Source organism: Gordonia heveisoli (assembly GCF_030315745.1).
Taxonomy (GTDB): Bacteria; Actinomycetota; Actinomycetes; order Mycobacteriales; family Mycobacteriaceae; genus Gordonia.
Genome location: NZ_JASXSH010000002.1, coordinates 149983 through 176142, shown reverse-complemented (window position 1 = coordinate 176142; position 26160 = coordinate 149983). Strand labels below are relative to the sequence as shown.

Annotated in this window: 22 protein-coding genes and 1 pseudogene; 12 read left to right on the top strand and 11 right to left on the bottom strand. The window is 66.4% G+C overall.

Annotated features, from left to right (window positions below; all coding sequences use genetic code 11):
- The first annotated feature begins 100 nt into the window (after nucleotides 1–100).
- Together gatC and gatA are read left to right on the top strand one after the other, a co-directional pair.
- Nucleotides 101–412 (top strand): Asp-tRNA(Asn)/Glu-tRNA(Gln) amidotransferase subunit GatC, encoded by a 312-nt coding sequence (gene gatC, locus QSJ18_RS02490; protein ID WP_286324632.1) that lies wholly within the window; start codon nucleotides 101–103, stop codon nucleotides 410–412.
- Nucleotides 409–1908 carry an Asp-tRNA(Asn)/Glu-tRNA(Gln) amidotransferase subunit GatA gene (gatA, locus tag QSJ18_RS02485; RefSeq protein WP_286324631.1) on the top strand — a complete coding sequence of 500 codons (1500 nt, stop codon included), beginning with the start codon at nucleotides 409–411 and terminating at the stop codon, nucleotides 1906–1908. The genes gatC and gatA overlap by 4 nt, the downstream gene beginning before the upstream one ends.
- On the opposite strand, the gene QSJ18_RS02480 is transcribed toward gatA, so the two are convergent.
- Nucleotides 1905–3194 carry an alpha/beta-hydrolase family protein gene (locus QSJ18_RS02480; protein WP_286324630.1) on the bottom strand — a complete coding sequence of 430 codons (1290 nt, stop codon included), beginning with the start codon at nucleotides 3192–3194 and terminating at the stop codon, nucleotides 1905–1907. The genes gatA and QSJ18_RS02480 overlap by 4 nt on opposite strands.
- The gene (locus QSJ18_RS02475) at nucleotides 3191–3865 is read right to left on the bottom strand and encodes a hypothetical protein (protein WP_286324629.1); all 675 of its coding nucleotides are present in this window, start codon (nucleotides 3863–3865) and stop codon (nucleotides 3191–3193) included. Before QSJ18_RS02475 ends, QSJ18_RS02480 begins: the two co-directional genes overlap by 4 nt.
- Before the next feature lie 178 nt (nucleotides 3866–4043).
- Here QSJ18_RS02475 and QSJ18_RS02470 point away from each other — a divergent pair, with 178 nt between their 5' ends.
- The 3 genes from QSJ18_RS02470 to QSJ18_RS02460 all read left to right on the top strand — a co-directional run bounded on the left by QSJ18_RS02470 (nucleotide 4044) and on the right by QSJ18_RS02460 (nucleotide 7142).
- Nucleotides 4044–5327 (top strand): sensor histidine kinase, encoded by a 1284-nt coding sequence (locus tag QSJ18_RS02470; RefSeq protein WP_286324628.1) that lies wholly within the window; start codon nucleotides 4044–4046, stop codon nucleotides 5325–5327.
- Nucleotides 5328–5336: 9 nt separating this feature from the next.
- A complete protein-coding gene (locus tag QSJ18_RS02465; RefSeq protein ID WP_286324627.1) occupies nucleotides 5337–5993 on the top strand; it encodes a response regulator in 657 nt (218 codons plus the stop codon).
- Nucleotides 5994–6107: 114 nt separating this feature from the next.
- A complete protein-coding gene (locus tag QSJ18_RS02460; RefSeq protein ID WP_286324626.1) occupies nucleotides 6108–7142 on the top strand; it encodes a 6-phosphofructokinase in 1035 nt (344 codons plus the stop codon).
- Nucleotides 7143–7163: 21 nt separating this feature from the next.
- On the opposite strand, the gene QSJ18_RS02455 is transcribed toward QSJ18_RS02460, so the two are convergent.
- The 3 genes from QSJ18_RS02455 to QSJ18_RS02445 form a co-directional block, all read right to left on the bottom strand.
- Entirely contained in the window at nucleotides 7164–8306 is a 1143-nt protein-coding gene (locus QSJ18_RS02455) for a hypothetical protein (protein ID WP_286324625.1), read from the bottom strand.
- Nucleotides 8303–10105 carry an HSP90 family protein gene (locus tag QSJ18_RS02450; RefSeq protein ID WP_286324624.1) on the bottom strand — a complete coding sequence of 601 codons (1803 nt, stop codon included), beginning with the start codon at nucleotides 10103–10105 and terminating at the stop codon, nucleotides 8303–8305. The genes QSJ18_RS02455 and QSJ18_RS02450 overlap by 4 nt, the downstream gene beginning before the upstream one ends.
- 181 nt (nucleotides 10106–10286) lie before the next feature.
- On the bottom strand, nucleotides 10287–10493 hold the full coding sequence (locus tag QSJ18_RS02445; protein ID WP_286324623.1) for a PspC domain-containing protein: 207 nt from the start codon (nucleotides 10491–10493) through the stop codon (nucleotides 10287–10289).
- Between the two features lie 115 nt (nucleotides 10494–10608).
- Between QSJ18_RS02445 and gatB the strand changes: the two genes are divergently transcribed.
- Complete coding sequence (gene gatB, locus QSJ18_RS02440) at nucleotides 10609–12114, top strand: Asp-tRNA(Asn)/Glu-tRNA(Gln) amidotransferase subunit GatB (RefSeq protein ID WP_286324622.1); 1506 nt, start codon at nucleotides 10609–10611, stop codon at nucleotides 12112–12114.
- Between the two features lie 104 nt (nucleotides 12115–12218).
- On the opposite strand, the gene QSJ18_RS02435 is transcribed toward gatB, so the two are convergent.
- A complete protein-coding gene (locus tag QSJ18_RS02435) occupies nucleotides 12219–13325 on the bottom strand; it encodes a PQQ-dependent sugar dehydrogenase (RefSeq protein WP_462475974.1) in 1107 nt (368 codons plus the stop codon).
- A gap of 182 nt (nucleotides 13326–13507) precedes the next feature.
- On the opposite strand from QSJ18_RS02435, the gene QSJ18_RS02430 reads away from it, so the two are divergent.
- Nucleotides 13508–14599 carry a DoxX family protein gene (locus QSJ18_RS02430; RefSeq protein ID WP_286324620.1) on the top strand — a complete coding sequence of 364 codons (1092 nt, stop codon included), beginning with the start codon at nucleotides 13508–13510 and terminating at the stop codon, nucleotides 14597–14599.
- 152 nt (nucleotides 14600–14751) lie between these two features.
- On the opposite strand, the gene ilvD is transcribed toward QSJ18_RS02430, so the two are convergent.
- A complete protein-coding gene (gene ilvD, locus QSJ18_RS02425; RefSeq protein ID WP_286324619.1) occupies nucleotides 14752–16596 on the bottom strand; it encodes a dihydroxy-acid dehydratase in 1845 nt (614 codons plus the stop codon).
- Between the two features lie 167 nt (nucleotides 16597–16763).
- Nucleotides 16764–17225 (bottom strand): PH domain-containing protein, encoded by a 462-nt coding sequence (locus QSJ18_RS02420; RefSeq protein ID WP_286324617.1) that lies wholly within the window; start codon nucleotides 17223–17225, stop codon nucleotides 16764–16766.
- A gap of 348 nt (nucleotides 17226–17573) precedes the next feature.
- Between QSJ18_RS02420 and QSJ18_RS02415 the strand changes: the two genes are divergently transcribed.
- From QSJ18_RS02415 to QSJ18_RS02400, 4 genes are all read left to right on the top strand, one after another.
- Nucleotides 17574–19511, top strand: coding sequence for an acetolactate synthase large subunit (locus tag QSJ18_RS02415; protein WP_286324615.1), 1938 nt, complete (start codon nucleotides 17574–17576; stop codon nucleotides 19509–19511).
- Nucleotides 19508–20011, top strand: coding sequence for an acetolactate synthase small subunit (gene ilvN / locus QSJ18_RS02410; protein ID WP_286324614.1), 504 nt, complete (start codon nucleotides 19508–19510; stop codon nucleotides 20009–20011). Before QSJ18_RS02415 ends, ilvN begins: the two co-directional genes overlap by 4 nt.
- A gap of 84 nt (nucleotides 20012–20095) precedes the next feature.
- Nucleotides 20096–21109 carry a ketol-acid reductoisomerase gene (gene ilvC / locus QSJ18_RS02405; RefSeq protein WP_286324613.1) on the top strand — a complete coding sequence of 338 codons (1014 nt, stop codon included), beginning with the start codon at nucleotides 20096–20098 and terminating at the stop codon, nucleotides 21107–21109.
- Nucleotides 21110–21663: 554 nt separating this feature from the next.
- Nucleotides 21664–22461, top strand: a complete 798-nt coding sequence (locus QSJ18_RS02400; RefSeq protein ID WP_286324612.1) for a hypothetical protein — start codon at nucleotides 21664–21666, stop codon at nucleotides 22459–22461.
- A gap of 153 nt (nucleotides 22462–22614) precedes the next feature.
- On the opposite strand, the pseudogene QSJ18_RS02395 reads toward QSJ18_RS02400, so the two are convergent.
- A pseudogene (locus tag QSJ18_RS02395) lies at nucleotides 22615–23090 on the bottom strand (transposase); the annotation flags it as partial.
- Between the two features lie 133 nt (nucleotides 23091–23223).
- On the opposite strand from QSJ18_RS02395, the gene QSJ18_RS02390 reads away from it, so the two are divergent.
- Nucleotides 23224–23991, top strand: a complete 768-nt coding sequence (locus QSJ18_RS02390) for a CHAP domain-containing protein (protein WP_286324610.1) — start codon at nucleotides 23224–23226, stop codon at nucleotides 23989–23991.
- A 117-nt stretch (nucleotides 23992–24108) separates the two neighbouring features.
- Here the strand turns inward: QSJ18_RS02390 and QSJ18_RS02385 are convergent, their stop codons facing one another.
- Entirely contained in the window at nucleotides 24109–25107 is a 999-nt protein-coding gene (locus QSJ18_RS02385; RefSeq protein WP_286324609.1) for a hypothetical protein, read from the bottom strand.
- A gap of 173 nt (nucleotides 25108–25280) precedes the next feature.
- Entirely contained in the window at nucleotides 25281–25946 is a 666-nt protein-coding gene (locus QSJ18_RS02380) for a chymotrypsin family serine protease (RefSeq protein WP_286324608.1), read from the bottom strand.
- Nucleotides 25947–26160 lie beyond the last annotated feature (214 nt).

Below are 26160 nucleotides of genomic sequence, written 5' to 3'. Positions count from 1 at the left end.
CACATCCGGCACAGGGGTGGCTGGCCTCAGCGGTTGATCGCGCCTCCCATAGGCTTAGGGATAGGCAATCGGCGAAATTCTGGTGAGAAAGGGCATCCCGGTGGCAGGTGAACCGAAGTCCATATCGCGTGACGAGGTCGCGCATCTGGCGCGACTGTCGCGGCTGGACCTGACGGCGGACGAACTCGACGTCTACGCGGCCCAGCTCGACTCGATCCTCACGCATGTCGCGCAGGTGACCGAGGTGGCCGCCGACGACGTGCCGCCGACCGCGCATCCGGCCGAACTGGCCAACGTGCTGCGCCCCGACGTCGTCGTCCCCGGTCTCACCACCGAGGAGGCGCTGTCCGGCGCGCCGGCCGTCGAACAGGACCGCTTCGCGGTGCCGCAGATCCTGGGGGAGGAACAGTGACCGGGACCGACAACGCCACCCGTGCGGCCGGGGAGATCACCGGCCTGACCGCGGCTGAACTGGCCGACAACATCGCCGCACGCGAGCTGTCCTCGGTGGAGGTCACCCAGGCGCATCTCGACCGTATCGCCGAGATCGACGATCAGCTCGGCGCGTTCCTGCACGTGTCGTCCGCCGAGGCGCTGGTCGCGGCGAAGGCCGCCGACGATGCGATCGCCGCCGGACAGGCGCCGTCCGCGCTGGCCGGTGTGCCGATCGCGCTCAAGGACGTGTTCACCACCGTCGACGCACCGACCACCTGTGGATCGAAGATGCTCGAGGGGTGGGTGCCGCCGTATGACGCGACGCTCACCGCGCGGCTGCGTGCGGCCGGGATCCCGATCCTCGGCAAGACCAACATGGACGAATTCGCGATGGGCAGTTCCACCGAGAACTCCGCTTATCAGGTGACCCGGAATCCGTGGGACACCTCGCGTATCCCCGGCGGCTCAGGTGGGGGTAGCGCGGCGGCGCTCGCGTCGTTCCAGGCACCGCTGGCCATCGGCACCGACACCGGTGGGTCGATCCGTCAGCCCGCCGCGGTCACCGCGACCGTCGGCGTGAAGCCGACCTATGGCACCGTCTCCCGCTACGGCCTGGTGGCATGTGCGTCGTCGCTGGATCAGGGGGGCCCCTGTGGCCGTACGGTTCTCGACACCGCGCTGCTGCACGAGATCATCGCCGGCCACGATCCGCGCGACTCCACATCCGTGGACGCACCGGTGCCCGACGTCGTCGCGGCCGCGAAAGCCGGTGCCGCCCAAGACCTCTCCGGTGTGCGCATCGGTGTGGTCACCGAACTGCAAGGTGAGGGGTATCAGCCGGGTGTGCTGGCCTCCTTCGAGCAGGCGGTCGGTGTGCTGCGTGACCGGGGCGCCGAGATCGTCGAGGTCAGCTGCCCGCACTTCACCTACGCGCTGGGTGCCTACTATCTGATCCTGCCCTCGGAGGTGTCGTCGAATCTCGCGCGCTTCGACGCGATGCGCTACGGCCTGCGGGTCGGCGACGACGGAACGCATTCGGCGGACGAGGTCATGGCCCTGACCCGGGACGCGGGCTTCGGTCCGGAGGTCAAGCGCCGCATCATGATCGGCACCTATGCGTTGTCGTCGGGCTACTACGACGCCTACTACGGTCAGGCGCAGAAGGTTCGGACGCTGATCGCCCGCGACTTCACCTCGGCCTTCGAGAAGGTCGACGTGCTGATCTCGCCGACGACACCGACGACCGCGTTCCCGATCGGGGAGAAGGTCGACGATCCGCTGGCGATGTACCTGTTCGACCTGTGCACGCTGCCGGTGAATCTCGCCGGAGTCGGCGCGATGTCGGTGCCGTCGGGGCTGTCCGCCGACGACGGGCTGCCCGTCGGCCTGCAGATCATGGCACCGGCCCTCGCCGATGATCGTCTCTACCGGGTCGGTGCCTCCTACGAGGCGGCGCGGGGACCGATCGTCTAGCGCGGTCGGCTGGCGACAGGCCGCCCACACGTCAGTCCCGTCTGTTCGGTGCCGTAGCGGTGGCCGGTCCCGGTGGGGCCGTCGAGGGCGGTCAGTAGGTCGATGCTGGTGGTGACGAAGCTCGCGATCGGAAACCAGGGCGGTCGGGGCGTGCGGCGTCCGACGCTCACCGCGTCGTCGGGTGTGTGCGGCGGACGCCACAGTCCGGCGAACGACCAGCGCACCACCGGATCGCTGGGATTGGCCAGCACCCGACGGGGCGTCGCCGACCGCGGGGTGACGCTGTCGTCAGGGGGAGCGGTGAGCAGTGTCGTCAGCGGTAGGTCGGCAGCTTCGTGCTCGGCCCAGATCCGGGCGACATCGGCACCGACTGCGCCCAGGCTCTGGCCGTAGAGCAGAAGCTCGGGGCGGTGTCCGTGCGGCCGTTGCGCAAGTCGGTGAGTCACCGTGCGTAGCAGCGCCGTCGCCGATCGGCCGGCCGCTTCCCGATCTCCGATGAAGGCCTGCCACGACGGCACATTCGCGTAGGGGAGGGCGAGCAGCGCGACGTCGTCGCCGAACCGGGTTCGGAAGCCCTCGATCGCCGACCCGTCCACCCAGCCGGAACCGGTTGGCACCGCGATCACCACCGCCCGGCGGTCCAGTCCACCGTCGGCAACCCATCGGTCGACGATCATCCGCGCCCGGACGTCGAGGGGAACGTCGGACAGATGATCGCGAAACACGATGCCGGGGAACGGCTCTGGAGCTGTTTGTGCCGCGGTGCGCACGCCTCGGTGCTCGTTGCTCGCCGAGGACATGGCCGGAGCGGTGAACCCGGCGATCAGTGCGATCGCGAGGGTGGCCGCACCCAATACGGCGCGTGGGATGCAGACCAGGGCCGCGACCACGGCTACCGGCGAAATCGTCACGGCGGCAATCCAGTCGATCCCGATCGCGGGTAGGCCGAACGCCCCGCGTAGCAGGTTCTGCCAGCAGGCCGCGGCGACCGTGATCGCCGCGCAGATCGCCACCGTGACCGCGAGGGTGGCCGCATGGGTGCGGGCACGCTCCGGGTTCGCGGGTCGAAACCGGGCCCAAGTCATACCGAGAAGCGTTGCGACGCCGACGAACAGACCGATCACCATAGCCTCCGTCGCGGCTGGGCGGGGCAATGATCCGGGTGCCATCGCGAGGGCGAAACCGGCCGTCGCCGCAACGGGAATCGCGGGATGCGGAGCGCGTCGGTGCGAGACCATCGCACGCTCGATCCTCTCACCCCACATGCTCACCGTGTGGGTGGTCATGCTCCGACCCCGATCAGCGGATCTATCAGCGCCCGTTGGGCGGTCGTCGTCACGAGCTGCCACGACGTCTCCCGTGGCACGGGTACACCACTGCGTTGGCGCCACGTGTTCCACGACAATCCGAGGTCGGCGGCGGCTGCCGCCGCACCGCAGAATGGATTGGTGCAGGAGGCGTACATCTGTTCGACGAGCATCTGATCGAGTGCGCGGCGAGCCCAGCCGCCCAGCGGACGTCCGTCAGCCGCGGCCGCGCGCAGGATGTCGTAGCCGAAATCGTGTGTGCGGCACAGGTCGGTGAATCGCCGCGGCAACGGTACGGGGGAGGAGCAGTCGCCGCGCGGGTTGACGGGTCGGCCCGCGCTCAGTCGTGGTCGGTAGTGCAGGTGTCGCGCGAAGGAGTCCGGCAGAATGCGGATCGCCACCTCCGGACGATCGCCGGTCAGTGCGACGACCACGGCCCCATACGGAGACCGGAGATCGGCGGTGATGGCCGAGTCGGGCGCCGGATCCCGTTCCACGGCAAGGGTGCGGGCCGCGAAGACGCACTGGCCGGCGATCAGCAGCGCCAGGACGGCGGTGAGAGATCGCCGGAACGCCAATCGCTTTGGTGCCCGGCGTTCTTCGCGATCGGGTCGTCGGGGACTGGGATGTTCGGTGGTGTGCGGCCTCATGGTCGTCGACGCTAGGAACCGCTGCCACCACCGCACATCGCACGACAGGCTGACACGAGGTCTGCGGAGGGGCGGGATGGCGACGGTCGGTCCACATCGGTGGGATGAGGCGATCTCCCTCGCGAGTATGAGGCGTCCCGACGATCGCCCACCTAGGGTGGATCCACGAGGTGATGACATGTTGGGTGGGCTGCGTGAGCAGTGGGGTAAGACCGTGGACGCGGTGACCGAGGAGTTGGCGGCGATGCCGGTCGCGCACGCCCCGGCGATCCGGGCGTACTTCTCGTCGAAGGTCAACTGGTTCTTCTTGGTCGTTGCGCTCGTGATGTATTCGGTGGCCTGGCCCACTGTGCCCGCGACGCATTCGGTACCGGCGTATTCCTATCTCGTTCTTGGTGCTGTCGCGTCGCTCCCCATCGCGCTGGCGTGGTCCGCGCCGGTCCTGGGCTGGGCGCTGTCGGCGGTCGGCGCCTTCGTGATCGGACTCGTCGTCCCGACGGTCGACGGCGGCGACATCGATATCCAGGTCGTGCATCTGATCGCACTGCTGGTGTTGTCCTTCCTCGCCGCACTTCGGTGTCGTCTGCAGTTCCTTCCGGTGGTGTGGGCGGTGAGTTCCATCGTGATCGGACTCGCCGTCACACCCGCGGCCAGGAACGGCTGGGTCTTCGCGTTGACGCTCGTGTCCATCCTGATCGGTGTCTGGCGTGTCATGGCCGGTTCGCGCAGGCAACTCGCGGCACGCACCGCGCAGACCGAGGCGGCCCGGGCCGAGGCCGAGGTGGCCCAGGCGCAGACCGCCGTACTCGCCGAACGAGCGAGGATCGCGCACGACCTCCACGATGTGGTGGCACACCGCATGTCGACGGTGGTGGTCATGGCGCAGACCGCCCGATACCGGCTGCCGGACGTATCCGATGCCGCCGCCGCGGAATTCGAGGAGATAGCCAACTCGGCCCGGGCGTCCCTGGACGAGGTGAGGCAGCTTCTCGGGGTGCTGCGGGTCGGCGATCATGATGCGTCGGTCGCACCGAGCCCCGGGCTCGCCGACATCGGTGAACTCGTCGAACTGACCCGCCGCGGCGGTGCCGACGTCGCCTACACCGACGACGCCGATCACGCGGCCGTCTCCGAAGGGCAGGCCCTGGCGATCTACCGGATCGTGCAGGAGTCGCTGGCGAATGCGACCAAACACGCGCCCGGAGGTGCCATCGAGGTGCTACTGAGTACGAATGACGAGGCGATGACCGAAGTGTCGGTGACCAATTCGGCGGCCACCGGGGAGCCACTACGTCTCAGCGGCGCGGGGGTGGGTATCCCGGGGATGGCCGACCGGGCGAGAGCGGCCGGTGGTTCGCTGACCGCGATCCCCACCGTCGCCGGCGGTTTCAGTGTCCGCGCGATGCTTCCGGGTTTTCCGGGACCTCAGGGGCTTCCGGCGTTCCCGGACGCGGAAAGGTAACGTCGACCCGTGCCGATCACGCTTGCCGTTGTCGATGACCAAGCCATGGTGCGTCAGGGATTCTCGGCGCTGCTGGCCGCGCAACCCGACATCTCGGTACTCGGCGACGCCGCGGACGGGGTGGCCGGTGTCGAACTGTGCCGGCGCGTCAGACCCGATGTGGTGCTGATGGATGTGCGGATGCCGCGCAAGGACGGTCTGTGGGCTGCCGAACAGATTCTGGGCGCGTCGGCTGGTGACGGCCCGACCACCAAGGTGCTGATGCTGACCACCTTCGACATCGACGACTACGTCTACGAGGCACTGCGGATCGGGGCATCGGGTTTCCTCCTGAAGGATGCCCCCGCCGACGAACTGGTCCGTGCGGTTCGGGTGGTGGCCGCGGGTGAGGCGCTTCTGGCACCGTCCATCACCCGGCGGCTGATCAGCGAGATGGTCACACGCCGGCGACGACCGTCACGCAATCCCGCGGTTGATCGGCTGACGCCGCGGGAACGCGAGGTCCTCGATCTCGTCGCCGACGGCAAATCGAATGCCGAGATCGGCGCGGAGCTTTTCGTCACCGAACAGACGGTCAAGACGCATGTCTCCAGCCTGCTCGGCAAGCTGTCGCTGCGTGATCGGGCGCAGGCGGTCGTCTTCGCATACGAGAACGGTCTCAAGTAGCCGCATCGGATCGATGGATCCGGGTGAGCTACCGAGCATCACGGCCTATCGCCCACTAGATTGGGGATGTTGCTTCCGACTCTCGTGTAACCGACTGCGGGGAGGTCCCACCACATGGCCAAGAGGTTCGGCATTCTCACCTCCGGCGGCGATTGTCCCGGCCTGAACGCGGTTATCCGCGGTGCGGTGCTGAAAGGGGAGACCGTCTACGGACACGAGTTCGTCGGCTTTCGCGACGGCTGGTATGGCCTGGTCTACGGCGACATCATGGCGTTGGATCGCACCACCGTACGAGGTCTGTCCCACCAGGGCGGAACCATTCTGGGAACCAGCCGATTCGGCCCCTATACCGAACCCGACGGTGGGCCGGAGAACATCAAGAAGGTCCTTGCCGACCTGAAACTCGACGGTGTGATCGCCATCGGTGGCGACGGCACCGCGTCGGCATCCAAACGTCTCTTCGAGGACGGGATCAACATCGTCGGCGTGCCGAAGACGATCGACAACGACATCGACGCCACCGATTACACCTTCGGATTCAACACCGCCGTCGAGATCGCCACCGAGGCCATCGATCGGTTGCGCACCACCGGCAACTCCCACAAACGATGCATGGTGCTGGAGGTGATGGGCCGTCACGCCGGCTGGATCGCCCTACATTCGGGGATCGCCGGCGGGGCACACGCGATCCTCATCCCCGAACAGCCCGAGAGCCTCGACCAGATCTGCGCGTGGGTGACCAGCGTCAAGAATCGTGGTCGCGCCCCGATGGTCGTCGTCGCCGAGGGCTTCAAGCTCCCCGACATGAAGGAAGGGTATTCGGTCAAGGGGCTCGACGGGTTCAACCGTCCGCGACTGGGCGGGATCGGCGAGGTGCTCGCGCCGATGATCGAGGAACGCACCGGTATCGAGACCCGGGCCACGGTCCTGGGCCACATCCAGCGTGGCGGGGTGCCCACCGCCTTCGACCGGGTGCTCGCGACTCGTATGGGAATGGCTGTCGCCGACCTCGTCGCCGAGGCCAAATTCGGACACATGGTGGCCCTGCACGGCACCGAGATCTCCCGCATCACCTTCGACGAGGCGCTCGGCGAACTCAAACAGGTTCCCGTCGACCAGTATCAGGAGATCCGCGTCATCTTCGGCTGACGATCGGTGGGTGCCGGGGCCTCAGCGCAGAAAGCGGCCGAGCAGGCCCTTGCGGCGGGGCGGGGTCGGCGGGATCACTGGCGCCACCGGCTGCAACGACATGATGAATCGGACCCCGTCGCCCTGGGCCGTGTTGCCGTTGCGACGGTCGAAGGCGTCGGCCCAACCCAGCGCCCGCGCGGTCATCTGGTCATGGAGTTCGGCGGCAGTGATCGGGGGATCCTCGTCGCAGTAGCAGCCGGAGTCGAGCGAGCCGAACCCGGACTTCACGATCTCGCGCAACACCACCGATGCCTCTGCGGCGAACGCCATCTCACCGGCCGGGCGGGTGAGCCGGTTGAAGCCGTGGAAGTTGCGCCGCAGCTGATGGTGCGCTTCGTCGAGACGGCCGAGCAGCGCGTAGCCGAGGGCGGGCATGATCCTGTCCTCGTAGTAGAACAGAAGGTCGTTGTCACCGTCGATGACGTCGAGGAACGCGGTGACGGCGCGCAGCCCGTCGTCGCGGTTGCCAGTGAGGACCAGTGGGAGGATTGCCTCGCACGCGGCTTCGCCGAACGGTCGGTCGAACTGGATCTGGCCGCGCACCGCGGGTACCGACAACTCGGCAGCCCGTGTCATCGCGGCCGGCTCGGCGCGTGCGACCAGACGGCTGATCTCGGTGGCGTGGTCCCATGCCGACGTGCGCTGCGCACCGCCGGTCTGATGCCACAGCCGGTATTCGCGTTCCTCGGTGGCGAAGTCACGAAGCCCCTCGGCGATTTCGCGGCGGGCGCCGTGTAGCGATGCGGTGCTGTAACCGGCTGTGCGCAAACGCTGTTCGACGTCGGCGAGAGCGCCGTATAGCTGTGCCAGATCGATGTTGGGGAACTGGGCCATCAGTTCGGTGGTGCTGACGTACCAACTGAGGAGGCGGTAGTACTCACCGGCGTCGAAGGCGGTCGGATCGGCGTCATAATCGTTCAGGCAGCGGGCGAACAACGGAAAAAACTTGTCCCACTGCATCTCTCGACCGAAGGCGTAGGCGAGTTGGCGGCGGGCGTCGAAGGCGACCCCGCGATGCCCGTTGGCGTCGGCGTGTTCGATGATCGTGTACAACTCGTCGATGGCGCTGGCGTCGTCGGCATCGATAGCGGAGAGTCGTTCGCGCAGTTCGTATTCGGTCACGCAAGTGCCCTTTCGAGGAGGCCGAGGAATGAACGGTTCAGCAGCCCGGCGTCGGCCGCTGCCACCGGGTGGTGCCCGGCCAGGAGTGCCTGGCCGTAGAGCGCCTGGACGGCGAGTTCGATGAGGTGGGTGTCGGCGATCCCGGTCAGTGCCGAGGTCACGGGATTGGCGGTGTTGAGGACTAGCACGGCCCGGTTGTCGACGGTCTGGCCGTCGCTCGATTCAAAGGACCCCAGGACTTCCGACCACAGGCCGGTCGAGCGGTCGCGTGCGTCGGTGAACTCACGTGCCCCGCGCGCCGGACGGCCCAGCAGGTAGAGGGCGGGTACCGACGCGGGTTCGAAGCGGCGAAGTTCGGTGCGCGTGCGGGTTTCGGCGAGCACCCCGTCGGCGACATGCTGTACCGACGCCAATGCGGCAGCCGTCTCCGGGTCCGGGTGATGCAGCGTCGCGAGGAGGCGCGCCGGGTCGAATTCCACTGTGGGGGTGTGATGGAGGCGGGCCGACGCGTTGATCATGTCGATGTCGTAAACATAGCCGCCGTTGATGAGCGTGAGGTCGGCCGCCGCGGCGATCGCGGCGAACTCCCGGAACGTTTCCACCGTCGTGGTGTAGGTGAGACGGCCGTGGGCCCGGCGGAGTTGGCCGAGTGTCGCCGGACCGCGGGTCGTCTCCATCGGCAACCACTCGTCGACGATCTCCAACATCTGATCATCGTGCCGCGCCAGCGACTTGATGCCGAGATGGTGGGTTGACAGCACCCGGTCGAGCAGTTCTGGATCGGTGACCGAGGTCTTGACCAGCCATTCGCGTACCGCACTGCCCAGCGCCGCGCGCGTCGCCGCGAGCAGATCGTCGTCGAAGAGGTCCTCGCGTGCGGCGGTGGGCCGCAACATGCCGGTGTCGACGACGCAGCGGACCAGGAACGACCAGGACTTGGGCAGCAGTGCATCGGCCGACTCGGTGAGTAGCATGCGTTTGAGATAAACGCGGTGCCCGGCGTCGGCGCCAGGATTGGCCGCCACCGGCAGGACGAAGGCGAGTCCGTCGAGTCCCGCCTCCGGGACCCGGAGGTCGATGATGGCCAGCGGATCGAATCCGAAGAGTCCGCGGCAGTAGTTGCCGAGAGCGTCGCGCCGTTCGGCGGGGGAACGGTACTCCCGCTGCCACGGCGGCAGGCCAGAGTTGACCACGACACCGTCCACCGCGATGGGCAGCGGCAGCAGATCGGCGAACTTCCGGACCAGATCGACCACTTGGGCGGGCTCGACCCACCGGTGCATGTCGCGACGCGGCCGCAGCGTCACTCGGGTGCCGTGCCCGTGGAGGGCCGCCGGATCGGCGTCGGCGAGTACCCGGGTGCGGTACCGACCGTCGGAGGTACCGACCCACTCCACAGCCGGGCCGCCATCGATCGAGCGGGATACCACCACGATGTCGTCGGCGATCAGGAAGCACGACAGCAATCCGATTCCGAACTGGCCGAGCAGATCCTGTCGCGCGAAGCCGAGGTCGTCGCGTTTGGAACTGCGGCCGACGGTCGCGAGGAGGGTGTGCAGGTCCGCCTCGGTCAGCCCGACACCGGTGTCGATGATCTGTAACGACCCGTCGTGCGTTCGGGTCGGGGAGATGATGTCGATGCGAGCGGGAGCGGCCGAGCGGTGCGGGCCACGCGCCGCGAGGGCGTCGGCGGCGTTCTGCACGAGTTCGCGCACGTAGACATGCGGTCCGGTGTAGAGGTGTTGCGACAGTAGATCGACGATGCCGCGCAGATCGACGTTGAACGCGTGCTCGGTCACTGGCCCCCTTGCCCCCTTGAACGCCCTGGACCCACATCGGCGAGTAACCGGTTGGCGGTGCGCAACGATGAGGCGCGATCGAGCCTAACGGGTTCCGATCGCCGACCAGTGGCCGGCGTCATCGGCTTGAACGACACGGGCCGCCCGCGCTGTGCGGTTCGTCGCCGTAGCCCGTACGACCTCAGGCGGCCGCACGGGGAATGACGATCCACAGGGCCAGGTAGAGCAGCACCTGCGGTCCGGGCAGCAGCAACGACAACACGAACAGCACGCGGACCAGCGTCGGATCCCACCCCCAGCGTTCGGCGATGCCCCCGCAGACGCCGCCGATCCAGGCGTCCGAACGGGATCGGGTCAGTTGTGCGGGGGTGGGTGCGGCGGTGGTCATCGGGGGTCTCCTTCGTCGGGGTGGATCGTCTTCGACGCTAGGAGCGCGTGCGGCTGCCGGCATCGGTGATCACCCGGAACTTCCACCCGGGGATTCGCCGCATAAAATGATCGGCATGACTGCCGCCGCCGCTGAATTGTTGGAGTACGACGAGGTCATCGCGGGCTTCGATCCCGTGATGGGCCTCGAAGTGCACGTCGAACTGGGGACCGAGACCAAGATGTTCTGCGGGTGCCCCACCGCCTTCGGTGCCGACCCCAACACTCAGGTGTGCCCGGTGTGTATCGGGCTGCCCGGGTCGCTGCCGGTGGTCAACGGCAAGGCCATCGAATCCGCGATCCGCATCGGGCTCGCGCTCAACTGCTCGATCCGCCCGTCGAGCGTGTTCGCACGGAAGAACTACTTCTATCCCGATCAGCCGAAGAACTACCAGATCTCGCAGTACGACGAGCCGATCGCCTACGACGGCCACCTCGACGTCGTCCTGCCCGACGGTACGGAATGGCGCGTCGAGATCGAACGCGCGCACATGGAAGAGGACACCGGCAAGTCGCTGCACATCGGCGGCGCGACCGGACGCATCCACGGTGCCAGCCACTCCCTGCTCGACTACAACCGTGCCGGTGTGCCACTGGTGGAGATAGTGACCCGGCCGATCGTGGGCGCGGGGGAGCGGGCGCCGGAAGTCGCCCGCGCCTATGTCGCCGCCCTGCGCGACCTACTCAAGGCCCTCGACGTCTCTGACGTGCGTATGGACCAGGGATCGCTGCGCTGCGACGCCAACGTCTCGCTGATGCGCAAGGACGCCGACGAGTTCGGTACCCGCACCGAGACCAAGAACGTCAACTCCCTCAAGAGTGTCGAGGTGGCGGTCCGCTACGAGATGCGGCGACAGGCCGCCGTGCTGGAATCCGGCGGCGAGATCGTGCAGGAGACCCGGCACTTCCACGAGGCCGACGGCAGCACCTCGGCCGGTCGCCGCAAGGAGACCGCCGAGGACTACCGCTACTTTCCCGAGCCCGATCTGCCTCCCGTGCAGCCGGATTCGGCGTGGGTCGCCGAACTCGCCACCACGCTGCCCGAGCTGCCGTGGGTACGTCGTGCCCGGATCCAGCAGGAATGGGGAGTTTCCGACGAGGTCATGCGCGACCTGGTGAACGTCGGCGCGGTAGACCTGATCATCGCCACCGCCGATGCCGGCGCCTCACCGGAGGCCGCCCGCAGCTGGTGGGTGTCCTTCCTGGCACAGCAGGCCAACACCCGTGCGGTCGAGCTCGCCGACCTGCCGATCACGCCGACTCAGGTCGCCGAGATCGTCGGCCTCGTCGACGAGGGCAAGCTGACCACGAAGCTGGCCCAGCAGGTCGCCGTCGCCGTGCTCGACGGTGAAGGCGAGCCGTCGCAGATCGTCGCCGATCGCGGACTGGAAGTCGTGCGCGACGACTCGGCGCTGCAGAAGGCCGTCGACGAGGCCCTTGCCAACAACCCCGACATCGCCGACAAGATCCGCAGCGGCAAGGTCGCCGCGGCCGGCAAGATCGTCGGCGACGTCATGAAGGCCACCCGCGGCCAGGCCGACCCGGCGCGCGTGAAGGAACTCGTCATCGCCGCCTGTTCCTGAGTCCGACGCGTACCCAACGACGGCACCGGCCCCACCGCGAAGGTGGGGCCGGTGCCGTTTCCGTGTACTGGGGTCGTTACATCCGGTCCGCTACATCCGGTCCTCTACATCCGATCCTCGGTGGCACCCTGCGGCAGGAACCGCACCACCCGATCATCGGTCTTGACCGGCTTGCCATGCCCCTTGTTCACCGTCGCGAACTGCAGCAGTCCGTTGGGCAGCGCGGTCATCCGGCCCAGTGCGCCGTAGCGGCGTTCGAGAACGACGACCGGCTTGTTGATCGAGGGACGTTCGCGGGTGGGTTCATTGATCGCCTCGATGCGCTTGGTGCGGGTGGTACTGACGAAGATAGAACCGGCTGCCGCGGCACACCCGCCGATCTGCGGCTTGTCCGGCCAGGTCCACAACACCTTCGGGCCCGCATCCTCGACCACCTGCACACGGTCGGCCGATGCTGCCTGATCGGCCACATAGAGTGCTCCGGTGTCCGCGCTCGGACACAGCGACACATTCGACCCGAACCCCGATGCGAGGACCTTGGGCCGCGGATTGGGACCCGACGACAGCGAAGTGATCGACAAGACCTTCCCCGCCAGTGACGAGGGATCGTCGGCGAGCGCGGGTCTGCCGGCGTTCCCGGTGGCCACGATCAGTTCGTTCGTGCCGCGGAAGAACATCGAACCCATATTTCCGGTGGCTCCTCGCGGGATTCCGGTAAGGATCGGTTTGGGGACGTCGCCGGGGGCGATCCGAACCACCCGGTTGTCGCTCGCGGTGCTGATCAAGGCGTAGATCAGGCGGTCCTGGTCGTAGGTGGGCGACGGCGCGAAGTCGATCAGGCCGCCGTCGCCGGAGGCATCGACGGGCACGGTCGCCAGTACACGCGGCTGGGTGCCGCGTTTGGCGGTGACGATCTGGCCGGTGGTGCGCACCGCGACGACCGCCGATTCACCTTGCTGATCGCCGGGCATCACGCCTGCGGTGGAGGGCAGGCAGGTGATGATGACCGCCGGATCGGGGTCGGCGCACGGCCCGGTGGGTTCGGGTCCCGGTGTGAGTTCGGGCGGCGGTGGCGACTCCGACTGCGGAGCGTAGGTCACATCATTGGAGGTGAACGGCCCGGCCGCCCGATCGCGGTCCTGTGGTCCGAAGTCGGCGCAGCCGGCCAAGGCTCCGATCGCCAGACTCCCGATGGTGAGTCCGGTGACCATTCGCCGCCACCGATGTGTGTGCCGCCCCTTGCGCATGCCGTCCACAGTAGTAGGGCGTCGCGTCACACCCGACGCGCCACCGACTCGAGACCAGCTTGATCGACACCATCCCGATAGACAGCGGGCCGACTCACCACCTGAGGTCCGGGCGTCGACCACGCCGAGCACCTACAGTCGGATGGGTGAGCGAACGTGACAAGTCCACGAGCGGTCCGACCAGTCCGTACGACGAACCGACGGGCCAGATCCCGTTACCCCCGAAGCCGAGTCAGGACAAGGACGCCTTCTTCGCACAGCATGCGCGGCGGTCGCCCGCGGACTTCGCGCGTGTCGACGATTTGGATGACCTCGATCCCGACGACGTCTCGGTTCGGCGGTCGGAGTCGACGGCAGTCGCCGAGGAGCCGCCGGTGGTCGAGCGGCAGTCGGTGAATCCGGAACCTGCGACCAACCCGTTGCCGGCCTCGGACGAGGCGAACCGACCCGGTGGACCCGATCACGTGACCGAGGTCATCACCACCGCGTCCGCGACCCGAGCAGCCGAGTCCGCCGATGTCTCCGGCAACAGCCCGACCGAGGTGTTCGCGGTACCCACCGCCGTCGACTCGGGCGGCGACCACGCGACCTACGCCTTCGACACCGGCGAACCGTATCCCGCAGATGCGGGCGCACCATCGCTTCCCGGCCGCCACGTCGACGCCGACGACCTCGCCGACGCCCAGGCCCGGGCGCGCCGTGGCACCCTCGATCTCGGCCTGCTGCTGTTGCGCGTCGCAGTGGGTTCGATCGCGCTGGCACACGGTTTGCAGAAGCTGTTCGGCTGGTGGAACGGTCCCAAGCTCAGTGGATTCGAGGACATGCTCGTCGCCGGGGGCTTCGACGACGGCTTCGCCAAACCCCTCGCCATCCTGGGCGCGCTGTCCGAGACGCTCGGTGGTGCGATCGTCATTCTCGGCCTGCTGACCCCGATCGGGGCGTCGGCGATTCTGGGCACCATGCTCATCGCCACCGCCTTCCGGATGGTGGGTGCCGGCGGCTTCAGCTTCTTCGCAGGCGCCGGCGGTGTGGAATACGAGATCCTGCTGGCGGCGGCCGCGGCGGCCATCATCCTGACCGGTCCGGGGCTGTACTCGCTGGACTTCTCCCGCGGCTGGGCCCGACGCCCCTTCTTGGGATCGGTGTTGTGGCTGGTCATCGGGATCGTTGCGGCGGTCGTCATCTGGCTGGTGTTCAACGGCGCCAACCCGATAGATCCGCCGGCACCGGCCCGCTGAGCGCGATCCGGCATCTTCGGACTGAATGCCGCCCCGCGCGTATCGGATGCGCGACGGCGCCTCACTGAATCAGGAAGAACCAGAAAACGGGAGCCGCCCGTCACATCGACGGGCGGCACTCGTGTGTGGATCCGAATCGAGTCAAACCGGGATCAGTCGACCTGGCGGACCGCGCCGCGATCGGCCGAGGTGGCCAGCTTCGCGTACGCGCGCAGCGCCGTGGTGACGGTGCGCTGACGATCGACGGGCTGCCACGGACGCTCGGAGGCCTCCATCTTGGCGCGACGTTCCGCGAGCACCTCATCGTCGACGAGCACGGCCAGGGTCCGGGTCTTGACGTCGATGACGATCGGGTCACCGTCCTCGATGAGGCCGATGACACCGCCGGCCGCCGCCTCCGGCGAGATGTGGCCGACCGACAGCCCCGACGATCCGCCCGAGAACCGGCCGTCGGTGATGAGCCCGCATTTCTTGCCCATGCCGGTGCCCTTCATGAAGGCGGTCGGATGCAGCATCTCCTGCATGCCGGGGCCACCGGCCGGACCTTCGTAGCGGACCACGAGCACCTCGCCGGCCTGGATGGTCTTGGACAGGATGACCTGGACGGCCTCTTCCTGGCTTTCCACGACGCGCGCCGGACCCTCGAAATGCCACAGGTCTTCGTCGATGCCCGCGGTCTTGAGCACCGCGCCGTCGACGGCGAGGTTGCCGCGCAGCACGCACAGGCCGCCCTCGACGGTGTAGGCATGGGCGAGGTCGCGAATGCAGCCGCCCTCGGCGTCGGTGTCCAGCGAACTCCACCGGTTGGCGGTGGAGAAGGGGGTCGTGGTGCGCACGCCGCCCGGGGCGGCGTGGAACAGTTCGACGGCCTCGTCGATCGCCTTGCCGCCGCGGATATCCCAATCGTCGAGGAATGCCGCCAGGGTCGGGGAGTGGACGGTCGTGGTGGTGTCGTCGATCAGACCCGCGCGCCGCAGCTCGCCGAGGATGGCCGGGATGCCGCCGGCCCGGTGGACATCCTCCATGTGGTAGTCCGAGTTCGGGGACACCTTCGACAGGCACGGCACGCCGCGGGAGATCTCGTCGATGACCGACAGATCGAAGCCTTCGACCTCGCCTTCCTGCGCGGCGGCGAGGATGTGCAGGACCGTATTGGTCGAGCCGCCCATCGCGACGTCGAGGGCCATCGCGTTGCGAAATGCGGTGGCGGAGGCGACGTTGCGCGGCAGCACCGATGCGTCGTCGTCGCGGTACCACTTGATGGCGGCGTCGACGACGACCTTGCCTGCGCGCTCGAACAGTCCGTGGCGGGCCTCGTGGGTGGCCAGGGTGGAACCGTTGCCGGGCAGGGCCAGACCGAGTGCCTCAGTGAGGCAGTTCATCGAGTTGGCGGTGAACATGCCCGAGCAGGAACCGCAGGTCGGACAGGCCGACCGCTCGACCTCGGACAGTCCGGCCTCGTCGACGGCGCTGTTGGCCGACGCCGAGATGGTGGTGATGAGGTCGGACGACGGGTGCGCGACGTCGCCGACGACGACCGCCTTACCGGCCTCCATCGGTCCGCCCGAGACGAAGACGGTCGGGATGTTGAGCCGCATCGCGGCATTGAGCATGCCGGGAGTGATCTTGTCGCAGTTGGAGATACAGACGAGCGCGTCTGCGGTGTGTGCGTTGACCATGTACTCGACCGAGTCGGCGATGATCTCGCGGCTGGGGAGCGAGTACAGCATGCCGCCGTGACCCATCGCGATGCCGTCGTCGACGGCGATCGTGTGGAATTCGCGGGGCACGCCGCCTGCGGCGCGCACGGCGTCGGCGACGATCTCACCGACATCCTTGAGATGCACATGGCCGGGCACGAACTGGGTGTACGAGTTCGCGATGGCGACGATCGGCTTGCCGAAGTCGTCGTCGGTGAGTCCGGCGGCGCGCCAGAGCGAGCGGGCGCCTGCGGCCTCGCGTCCGACGGTCGTGGTGCGTGATCTCAACGGTGGCATGGGAGAACTTTCCTCGATCTGCTGGGCATCGTGTCGTTGCACCCGTGATAACGCGGCATCGGGGGCTGTTTGTTTCGTGCCCGCGTACGGGTGCGGCTGGATCGCAGCCTGCACGTTTCAGGCTACTCCGCGGTGACCTGCGGGAACAAAGGGGATTGCGGGCTTGGTCACTTGTCGGCGTCGGCGGCCGCGGCGAACGGATCGGGGATGCGGCCGCCGCTGGCCTGCGACAGTCGCGGAAGATCGCTGAACCCGACCGCGGGCAGCCGGACCCGTCGACCGTCCTCGGTGACCGCGCGCACCGCGCTCCAGCGGGGGAACTGCAGACCCGACAGGTTCGTCCAGGCGATGTCGCGGGTGCCGAAGGTGCCCACTGCGCGCAGGCCGTCGGCGGTGACGATGGTGCGCAGGCGGTGAATCCAGAAACCGAGAAGAACGGGGAGTGCCAGCGTCCAGCCCAGCCAGACCAGGGAGGTGCCGGCCAGGATGACCGCCACGATCAACGCCATCGGCACGGTGAAGTACGCGACACGGTTGATCCGGAACTCGACAGGCAACTCGGGTCCGGTCGGTTCGGCGTCGGGGGACCGGCGATCGGGGGACGGGCGGTCGGAGGAATTACTCGGCACCACCCCATTGTGCCAATGTGTGGTCGGGGACTGTGCAGGTGGTCGCCCGCCGACACCGGCGTGAATACCTGTGTGTTCTCACGATGTGGGACGGGGGTGACCGTAGTTTGACTCGCAAGTGCACGCGGTCATACCGTGAATGCGTGATGCAGAACGGGATCGTAGTACTCGGCTGGCGCGTCGTCGCCTGACCGGTCACACATCGACCCCTACCGGCAATCGACGCGCCACCCTCGAACAGCTTCAGCTGTCGGGGGTTTTTTCTTGTCAGCACCCGGGCAATACGTCATCGCAGTCCGTTCCGGACATCCACAAGATCAATACGACACACAAGATGAGGATCGTGCAGTGAGCGCACCAACAGCACGCACCGACGCCGGCCGAGATGCCGGCCTCCTGCAGGAGTCACCCGCGGCGGGCAACCTCCGCGCGGTAGCCCAGCGCACCGTCGCCCCCGAGCGGGTCAGCGGCGCACAGTCGGTGGTGCGTTCACTCGAGGAGCTCGGCGTCGAGGTCGTCTTCGGCATTCCCGGCGGCGCGGTCCTCCCGGTGTACGACCCGCTTCTCGACTCGCAGAAGGTTCGGCACGTCCTGGTCCGCCACGAGCAGGGCGCCGGTCACGCCGCCACCGGTTACGCACAGGTCGCGGGCCGTGCCGGCGTGATGATGGCCACCTCCGGTCCGGGTGCGACGAACCTCGTCACGCCGCTGGCCGACGCGCAGATGGATTCGGTGCCGGTGGTCGCGATCACCGGACAGGTCGGCCGTGCGCTGATCGGTACCGACGCCTTCCAGGAGGCCGACATCTCCGGTATCACCATGCCGATCACCAAGCACAACTTCCTGGTGAGCAATCCGCTGGAGATCCCGAAGGTCATCGCCGAGGCGTTCCACATCGCCGAGAGCGGTCGTCCTGGCGCTGTCCTGGTCGATATCCCCAAGGACATCCTGCAGAGCCAGACCACCTTCTCCTGGCCGCCGCAGATCGACCTGCCCGGCTACCGTCCGGTCACCAAGCCGCACGGCAAGCAGGTGCGCGAGGCGGCACGGATGATCAACGCCGCCAAGGCGCCGGTCCTCTATGTCGGTGGCGGTGTCATCAAGGCGAACGCGGCTCCGGAGCTGCTGGAGCTCGCCGAACTGACCGGCATCCCGGTGGTCACCACCCTGATGGCGCGCGGTGCGTTCCCCGACAGCCATCAGCTGCACTGCGGCATGCCCGGCATGCACGGCACGGTTGCGGCCGTCGCCGCACTGCAGAAGAGTGATCTGCTGATCACGCTCGGCGCCCGCTTCGACGACCGTGTCACCGGTCAGCTGGATTCCTTCGCGCCCGGCGCCAAGGTCATCCACGCCGACATCGATCCGGCTGAGATCGGCAAGAACCGGCCGGTCGACGTGCCCATCGTCGGCGACTGCAAGGCGGTCATCGGTGAGCTCATCGAGACCCTGCGCGACGAGCTGGCCACCAGCGGCGACAAGCCCGACATCTCCGAGTGGTGGGCCTATCTGGACGACATCCGGCGCACCTATCCGCTCAGCTACGACCGGCAGACCGACGGCTCGATGTCGCCGGAGTTCGTGATCTCCCAGATCGGCAGGCTCGCCGGACCCGACGCCGTGTACTGCGCCGGTGTCGGCCAGCACCAGATGTGGGCCGCGCAATTCATCTCCTACGAGAAGCCGCGCAGCTGGCTCAACTCCGGTGGTCTGGGCACGATGGGATATGCGGTGCCCGCCGCCATGGGCGCCAAGATGGCCAACCCCGATGCCGAGGTCTGGGCCATCGACGGCGACGGCTGCTTCCAGATGACCAATCAGGAACTGGCCACCTGTGCGATCGAGGGGATTCCGATCAAGGTCGCCCTGATCAACAACGGCAACCTGGGTATGGTTCGGCAGTGGCAGACCCTCTTCTATGAGGAGCGCTACTCCAACACCGACCTCGCGACCCATTCGCGGATGATCCCGGACTTCGTCAAGCTCGCGGAAGCCTTGGGCTGTGCGGCTTTTCGCGTCGAGAAGGAAGCCGATGTCGATGACGTGATCGCCCAGGCGCGCGCCATCAACGACCGCCCGGTCGTCATCGATTTCATCGTCGGTAAGGACGCCCAGGTGTGGCCGATGGTCGCCGCAGGCACCGGCAACGACGAGATCATGGCGGCGCGTGGCATCCGCCCGCTGTTCGACGACGACGAGGCGGCGTCGGACCCGGTGGACATCCACGAGACGATGGAAAAGCCCGACGCGGCCGCACCGGCCTCGAACCAGAAGGACGAGCAGTGAGCACCACCCACACCCTCAGCGTGCTGGTCGAAGACCGTCCCGGCGTGCTGGCGCGCGTCGCGGCGCTGTTCTCGCGGCGCGGCTTCAACATCTCGTCGCTGGCCGTCGGGCAGACCGAACTCAAGGGGATCTCGCGGATGACCATCATGGTCACCGTCGACGATTTCCCGCTCGAGCAGGTCACCAAGCAGCTCAACAAGCTGATCAACGTCATCAAGATCGTCGAGCAGGACCCGGCCGGGTCGGTGTCGCGCGAACTGATGATGATCAAGGTGCGTGCCGATGCGACGGTGCGCACGGAGGTGATCGAGGTGGTGAACCTGTTCCGCGCCAAGGTGATCGACGTGTCACCGGAATCGGTCACGATCGAGGCCACCGGCACCTCGGAGAAGCTCGAGGCATTGCTGCGGATGCTCGACCCGTACGGTATTCGGGAGATCGCGCAGTCCGGCGCGGTTGCTCTCGGCCGCGGACCGAAGAGCATGTCGGCGCACCGCTGACGTCCACCAGTTTTCACAATTTCACAGTTCCCTTGAGCGACCAGATGTCTTCGAGGGGGCACCACATATCGAAGGGATTCAACTGTGGCGATCGAACTGTTCTACGACGATGACGCCGATCTGTCGATCATCCAGGGCCGCAAGGTCGCGGTCATCGGCTACGGCAGCCAGGGACACGCACACTCGCTGTCGCTGCGCGACTCGGGCGTCGACGTCGTCATCGGCCTGCGTGAGGGCAGCAAGTCGCGTGCCAAGGCCGAGGAGCAGGGCCTGAAGGTCCTCAACGCCGCCGAGGCCGCCGCATGGGCCGACGTCATCATGGTGCTCGCACCCGACACCAGCCAGGCGCAGATCTTCACCGAGGACATCGAGCCGAACCTCAAGGACGGCGACGCGCTGTTCTTCGGCCACGGCCTCAACATCCACTTCGGTCTGATCAAGGCGCCGGCCAACGTGACCGTCGCCATGGTCGCACCGAAGGGGCCGGGCCACCTGGTCCGCCGCCAGTTCGTCGACGGCAAGGGTGTTCCCGCTCTGATCGCCGTCGACCAGGATCCCAAGGGTGAGGGCCAGGCGCTCGCGCTGTCCTACGCCTCGGCGATCGGCGGCGGTCGCGCAGGCATCATCAAGACCACCTTCAAGGAAGAGACCGAGACCGACCTCTTCGGTGAGCAGGCCGTGCTGTGCGGTGGCACCGAGGAACTGGTCAAGACCGGTTTCGAGGTCATGGTCGAGGCGGGCTATGCGCCGGAGATGGCCTACTTCGAGGTCCTGCACGAGCTCAAGCTGATCGTCGACCTCATGTACGAGGGTGGCATCGCCCGCATGAACTACTCGGTCTCCGACACCGCCGAGTTCGGTGGCTACCTGTCGGGCCCGCGGGTCATCGACGCCGACACCAAGGAGCGCATGCGCGCCATCCTCAAGGACATCCAGGACGGCACCTTCGTCAAGCGCCTCGTCGCCAACGTCGAGGGCGGCAACAAGGAGCTCGAAGGGCTGCGTAAGGCCAACGCCGAGCACCCGATCGAGGTCACCGGCAAGAAGCTGCGCGACCTGATGAGCTGGGTCGATCGCCCGATCACCGAGACTGCCTGAGTCTCAGGCTATTCCACAACGGGTCCGCACCTCATTCGAGGTGCGGGCCCGTTGTTGTTGGGTGTCTTGCGGTCGGCACCTCTGTGCCTGCGGAACGCGGTGGCCGTCGGGATGGTGGTGTTGGCCTGTTTGCGTGAGGTGGCTGATACTGTGACTACGAAAAAAGGGGGGCTATGGTCACAGTTGATGGCGGAATTCTGCGCGATATCGCCAATAGGCGAGAACACTGAATTCTGCAATACGCGGGGAAGCTTTATGCCAACAGGAAAGCTCTATCCGATGAAAGTGGTCGTACAGAACTCTTGCGTGATGGGAAGTCTCCGATCGTGATCATTGAGTCAAAGAACGGTGACGCGATGGCAACGGTCACGGCAAACGTGTTGCGGGGTACCAGGGTGGGGCCGCACTCGCGGGCGAGGTCGCGCCGATGGTGGCGGCTCCGGAGTTGCGGCCAGCCACCGCATTTGCTGTCAGCGCTGGCGTGGGTTACCTAACCGGATTGATTGGAAGGGCTGTCGGAGAGGTGGCCTGCAAATGATCGGTGATCGAGTTCAGTGAGCGAATCTGCGGGTTGTGTTCATGACGTTCCGCTGGCGTGGCAGAGCTATTCTCGTGGCAGTATAAGCGGGACCGGAATCTATGGATTCTTAGCTCTGGGGTTTCTAGGATTAGTTTTGGTTGCTGCTGCTCATGGCATGGAATGGGAGGCTGTTTCGGCGCTGTTGGCGACCCTTGGTTTCGTTCCGGAGATAGTTATGTGGTCACGATCGACTCTGGCCGATCGCTGGGTGAGCGATGCGACAAGGGTGAGGATAGTTGCCAAGGCCCTGGTGATATATCGAGATTTGAGAGTGACCCGGTTGGATATTCTATCCAACTCATTACTGGCAGCGGGGGCCGCGGTTTTCGCGATTGGATTCTTCAACGGTCGGATCGATTATTATGTTCTCCATAGTCCAATGGACAAGATATACTTAAGCGCGTTTATGGTGGTCGGAGTGGGTTGTCTATATCGTGCGATCAGGATTGGATTGCACGATCGCCCTCTTATAGTGGTGACTCCTGAAGGGTTCGTTGTACCGGAAAAGCGGGCTGAGTATTCATGGCGCGATGTCGTCAGGTGCAAGGCTGTTCCGATGAAAGGAGACCGCCGCGGCGGTGCATGGATGTCCGTGGGCTCCACCTTCAAGACGGCGGAGTTCCGCGTCGATGAGTCCGGTTTGGGTGCTCCGATGACGCTTGCGTTGCTCGACTTTTATCGTCGTCATCCGAAACTGCGGGATGAGCTGACGGACGTACGAGTGCTACGTCGTATTCAGGACGGGTCGTTTTCGGTTGAGGTTGCGGAGTGACCGGGGAAGCGAACCTGCCGCCGGCATACGTAGCTGTGCTCCGCGAGATGGCGCGCGACCCGAGGACGGCGGCACTCGGACAGTGTCCCGTGGGGTGGTGGACTTCGGATCCGGCGTGAGCCACGCGTTGTGATCAACGAGCCGTGTTAGATGCTAGGCGATTTGGCGTGGTGAGTCGACTGGTTCGGTGGCGTGGTGTTTGGTGGCGATGACCTTCTTGAGTTCGGCCATGCTGATGTCGGAGAGGTAGCGGCGGGTGACTTGCCACTCGTCATGGGCCTCGATGACGACTGCGGTCGCCAACCGCAGGAACGCGGCGGGGTTGGGGAAGATCTCCACGACATCGGCGCGGCGTTTGATCTCCTTGTTCAACCGTTCGATGGGATTGTTCGACCAGATCTTCTGCCAGTGCGCTTTCGGGAACGCGGTGAACGCGAGCACATCGGGTTTGGCTTCGGCCATCATCGCCGCCACTTCGGGAACGACGATTCCAGGGTGTCAGCGACCTGATCCCACTGCGCGGCGACCTCGGCGGGCTCGGTGTGAGCGAAGCTGGTCTTAACCGCGGCGGTGACCACCGGGGCCTGTTTCGCCGAGACCGCGCCGTGCAGGTTCCGCATGAAATGGACTCCGATGGTCGGCGCCTTCGTCCGAGTCGCGATGAGATTTGGTCCGATCGGGCGACTGTTGAGCAATCCGCGAAATCGATAGCGTTCCATGCGATTACCCCCAATGTCAGTTGATTGCATGTCAGGAGATTGCATGTCAGAAACTTGTCGCCCCCGGCGACGTCTTCATCGGGTCGTGTCGGCGATCGCGGTGGCAGCCGCGATCGGCGGGATGACAACAGCTTTCGCCGATCAGGCGGACGCCGGAATCAAGTCGGCCAAGACTCTTCAAGTGCTGAACGTACGTTCGGCGCCGAGTGCGTCCGGCCAACTGCTGCGCCAACTTCCGGCCAACGTCCAGGTCGGCATCAACTGCTGGACCAACGGTCAGGCGGTCACCGGCAAATATGGGACGACCACCATCTGGTACACCGTCGACGGTGGCGGTTGGGTTACCGACGCCGGTCTCTACACCGGCACCAACAACCCGGTCACCCCGAAATGCGGTGGCGCACCGACACCGCCGCCTGCGACTTCCGGTCGTAAGGTCGGCGCGAAGTCGGGAGCCAACACCGGTATGCGCGGGCAGTGCACCTGGGGAGCAATGGAACTGTGGCGTCAGGCGACCGGCTACTATCCGGCGATCCGCGGCAATGCCAAGGACTGGGCTGACTCGGCGCGGGCCAACGGATGGACGGTGGTCCTCGATGCCCAGCCGCGCAGCATCGTCGTCTTCGCCCCGGGCGTACACGGTGTCGACCGCACTTACGGTCACGTCGCCTGGGTGAAGTCGGTGGAGCGTCGCGGTGACGGTCTCTACATCCACTATCGCGACATGAACCACGACGGTCGCGGAACCGGGACCTGGTACGACGGCGTCACCAAAGACATTCGCGGAATGAGCTACATCCTGGCGCCGTAGCGCCGACCGTGGCCCCCACGCACAGCACTGCGCCCTGAGGTGACATCCACCTCTGGGCGCAGTGTTGTGGGTTTCGCGCCTGAGTCGGCGCCTCCGATCGGGCGGTGTAGTGAAAGGCTACTTCGCCCAGGTGATCTCGGCAGACTCGCGGTACGCCGTCGGGAACTTGTCGGCAATGGTCGAGTCGACGGTGAGGACGACCTTGGCCGGGGTGGCACCGGCCTTGTCGGTGGCCAGGATGGAGCAGCCGGTGCCGGAGCTGATGCTGCTGTCGTCACACTGGTCGAAATCGCCGATGGGCATAAGGCGGTTGAGTTCGTCGCCGGACGCGGTGATGCCGTCGAAGCGGAACGCGCTGATACCGTCAGCGCCGCCATCGGGCGTATCGAGACGTTCGACCGTGTACTTCACATAGAACATTCCCTTGACCTGGGCGTGTGTCTCGGCACTGAACTCGTTGATATCGCCAGCGCCAGCAGGTTCCACCGACGTCACGGTGATCTTCACCGGTGCTACCCCGGATCCGGCGCTGAGTGACGATGCTGCCACGACAGCCGATTCGCCAACCTTCAGAGTGGTGCCTCCGACGGTGTACGTCGCCGCGTCGGCCGACACGGTCGTCTTGGGGGGAGCGGTCGTCTCCGCCCCGACGACCTGGTTCGTCGGAGGATTGTCGAGGAGCGGCAGATATGATTTAAGCGGGGCGACCTGGTCGGGGACCGCGGCGTCGCAGGCGTTGACGATCGCGCTCGCCGGCGCCTTGATCTGCTTGCGGGCCTCGGTGGCCGCAACGGTGTCGCCACTCTCGACGGCCGCGTTGAACTTGGCCCGCAAGTCAACCAACTGCTGCGTCTGCGACTTGAGGTTCACATCCGTGATCGAGGCGACCATTCCGGCATCGTCAGTCGGGATGACGACGTATTTGCCGTCGACCGGGTTCAGCTTGGTCAGCGTGGAGCCGACGATCACACCCGCTGCGGTCGTGCAGCTGTCCTTGTCGGCCGACCCCGCGGCGGCGTCGGCGTTGTCACCGTCCGAGCCACACGCGGTCGCGGTCAACGCTGCTGCTGCGACGATCGCGGCGAGAGCCCACTTCTTCGGTCGCAATGGATTCATCGTTTCCTCCCCAGTCGAGAATTTCGAAGAATGGAGCATAGCGCACAAACTTCACCGCGAGGAACATTGCTGGGCGGCGGATACCGGCCGTGCGGTCGGACTCTCTGGCCGACAACGCGTCGCGCCCCGGGCGAATGAATCACCCGGGGCGCGACGACGAGAACTGCGAACGATCAGATCGGGCGGTAACCCTTGTAGGCGTCCAGCGAGCGGATGCGCTTGAGGATCGGTCCGATGTTGGTACCGGTCTCCGGTCCGACGCAACCGAGGAAGTAGTAGGCGTTGACCATGCCGACGAGACGGTCGCCGACGACGACGGGGCTACCCGAGTCGCCTTCGATCACACACATCTGGCTGACGTGCACGTCGCCCTCGGAGAACCAGGCGATCCCGCAGGTGCTGCCGGTGGTGCGGCCCTGCTTGCAAGCGATGGTCGGGAAACCGATGGGACGGGTGTCGACGGTGCGGATGGTCAGCCCGCGCACGCTGCGCAGGGGGACGACCTTGTCCGGTCGGAACTCGATGATGGCCATGTCGAGATCGGGAGCCGAATAGGTGATGGTGCCGATCTGTCCGCGATCCTGGAACGTCTCGGAGTAGACCTTCTGCGACGCCTTACCGCAGTGGCCGGCGGTGATGCCGATCAATTTGCCGGTCGCAGATTTTCCGATGGTGGTCAGCGTGCATGCGGCTGCCGAGTTCCCGCCCTTGAGGACGAGGATGCCCGAGCCACCTCCGATGGGGGCCTTGGCCGGAGCTGCGGTGACCGAACCCGCGCTCAGGACCACCAGCACGGTCGCAGCCAGAACCGCCAACAGTGCTGTCAGCTTCCTAATCATTCACATCCACTTTCGCTCGTCGACACCCAAAATGCGCCCACCGATATGGGTGCGGCAGGCGCTCGACACACGGTACCGGGCACAAGCAGACTGCCGCCGCCGCGGAATCGACCCGCAGTTGCATTGCAACCTATCCGTAATACCCATCACAATCCACATGTTCCGCGCACGGGATGAACCCGACCGAGGGCAACCGCCTGTTCATCGCTGGTGC

What these genes read in the sequence shown, in the direction of transcription:
- ilvD (WP_286324619.1), bottom strand. Translation starts at nt 16,596, where the DNA reads ATGCCACCGTTGAGATCACGCACCACGACCGTCGGACGCGAGGCCGCA.
- QSJ18_RS02435 (WP_462475974.1), bottom strand. Translation starts at nt 13,325, where the DNA reads ATGGTCACCGGACTCACCATCGGGAGTCTGGCGATCGGAGCCTTGGCC.
- QSJ18_RS02480 (WP_286324630.1), bottom strand. Translation starts at nt 3,194, where the DNA reads ATGACCACCCACACGGTGAGCATGTGGGGTGAGAGGATCGAGCGTGCG.
- QSJ18_RS02380 (WP_286324608.1), bottom strand. Translation starts at nt 25,946, where the DNA reads ATGATTAGGAAGCTGACAGCACTGTTGGCGGTTCTGGCTGCGACCGTG.
- QSJ18_RS02460 (WP_286324626.1), top strand. Translation starts at nt 6,108, where the DNA reads ATGGCCAAGAGGTTCGGCATTCTCACCTCCGGCGGCGATTGTCCCGGC.
- QSJ18_RS02445 (WP_286324623.1), bottom strand. Translation starts at nt 10,493, where the DNA reads ATGACCACCGCCGCACCCACCCCCGCACAACTGACCCGATCCCGTTCG.
- QSJ18_RS02385 (WP_286324609.1), bottom strand. Translation starts at nt 25,107, where the DNA reads ATGAATCCATTGCGACCGAAGAAGTGGGCTCTCGCCGCGATCGTCGCA.
- QSJ18_RS02390 (WP_286324610.1), top strand. Translation starts at nt 23,224, where the DNA reads ATGTCAGAAACTTGTCGCCCCCGGCGACGTCTTCATCGGGTCGTGTCG.
- gatB (WP_286324622.1), top strand. Translation starts at nt 10,609, where the DNA reads ATGACTGCCGCCGCCGCTGAATTGTTGGAGTACGACGAGGTCATCGCG.
- QSJ18_RS02470 (WP_286324628.1), top strand. Translation starts at nt 4,044, where the DNA reads ATGTTGGGTGGGCTGCGTGAGCAGTGGGGTAAGACCGTGGACGCGGTG.
- QSJ18_RS02475 (WP_286324629.1), bottom strand. Translation starts at nt 3,865, where the DNA reads ATGAGGCCGCACACCACCGAACATCCCAGTCCCCGACGACCCGATCGC.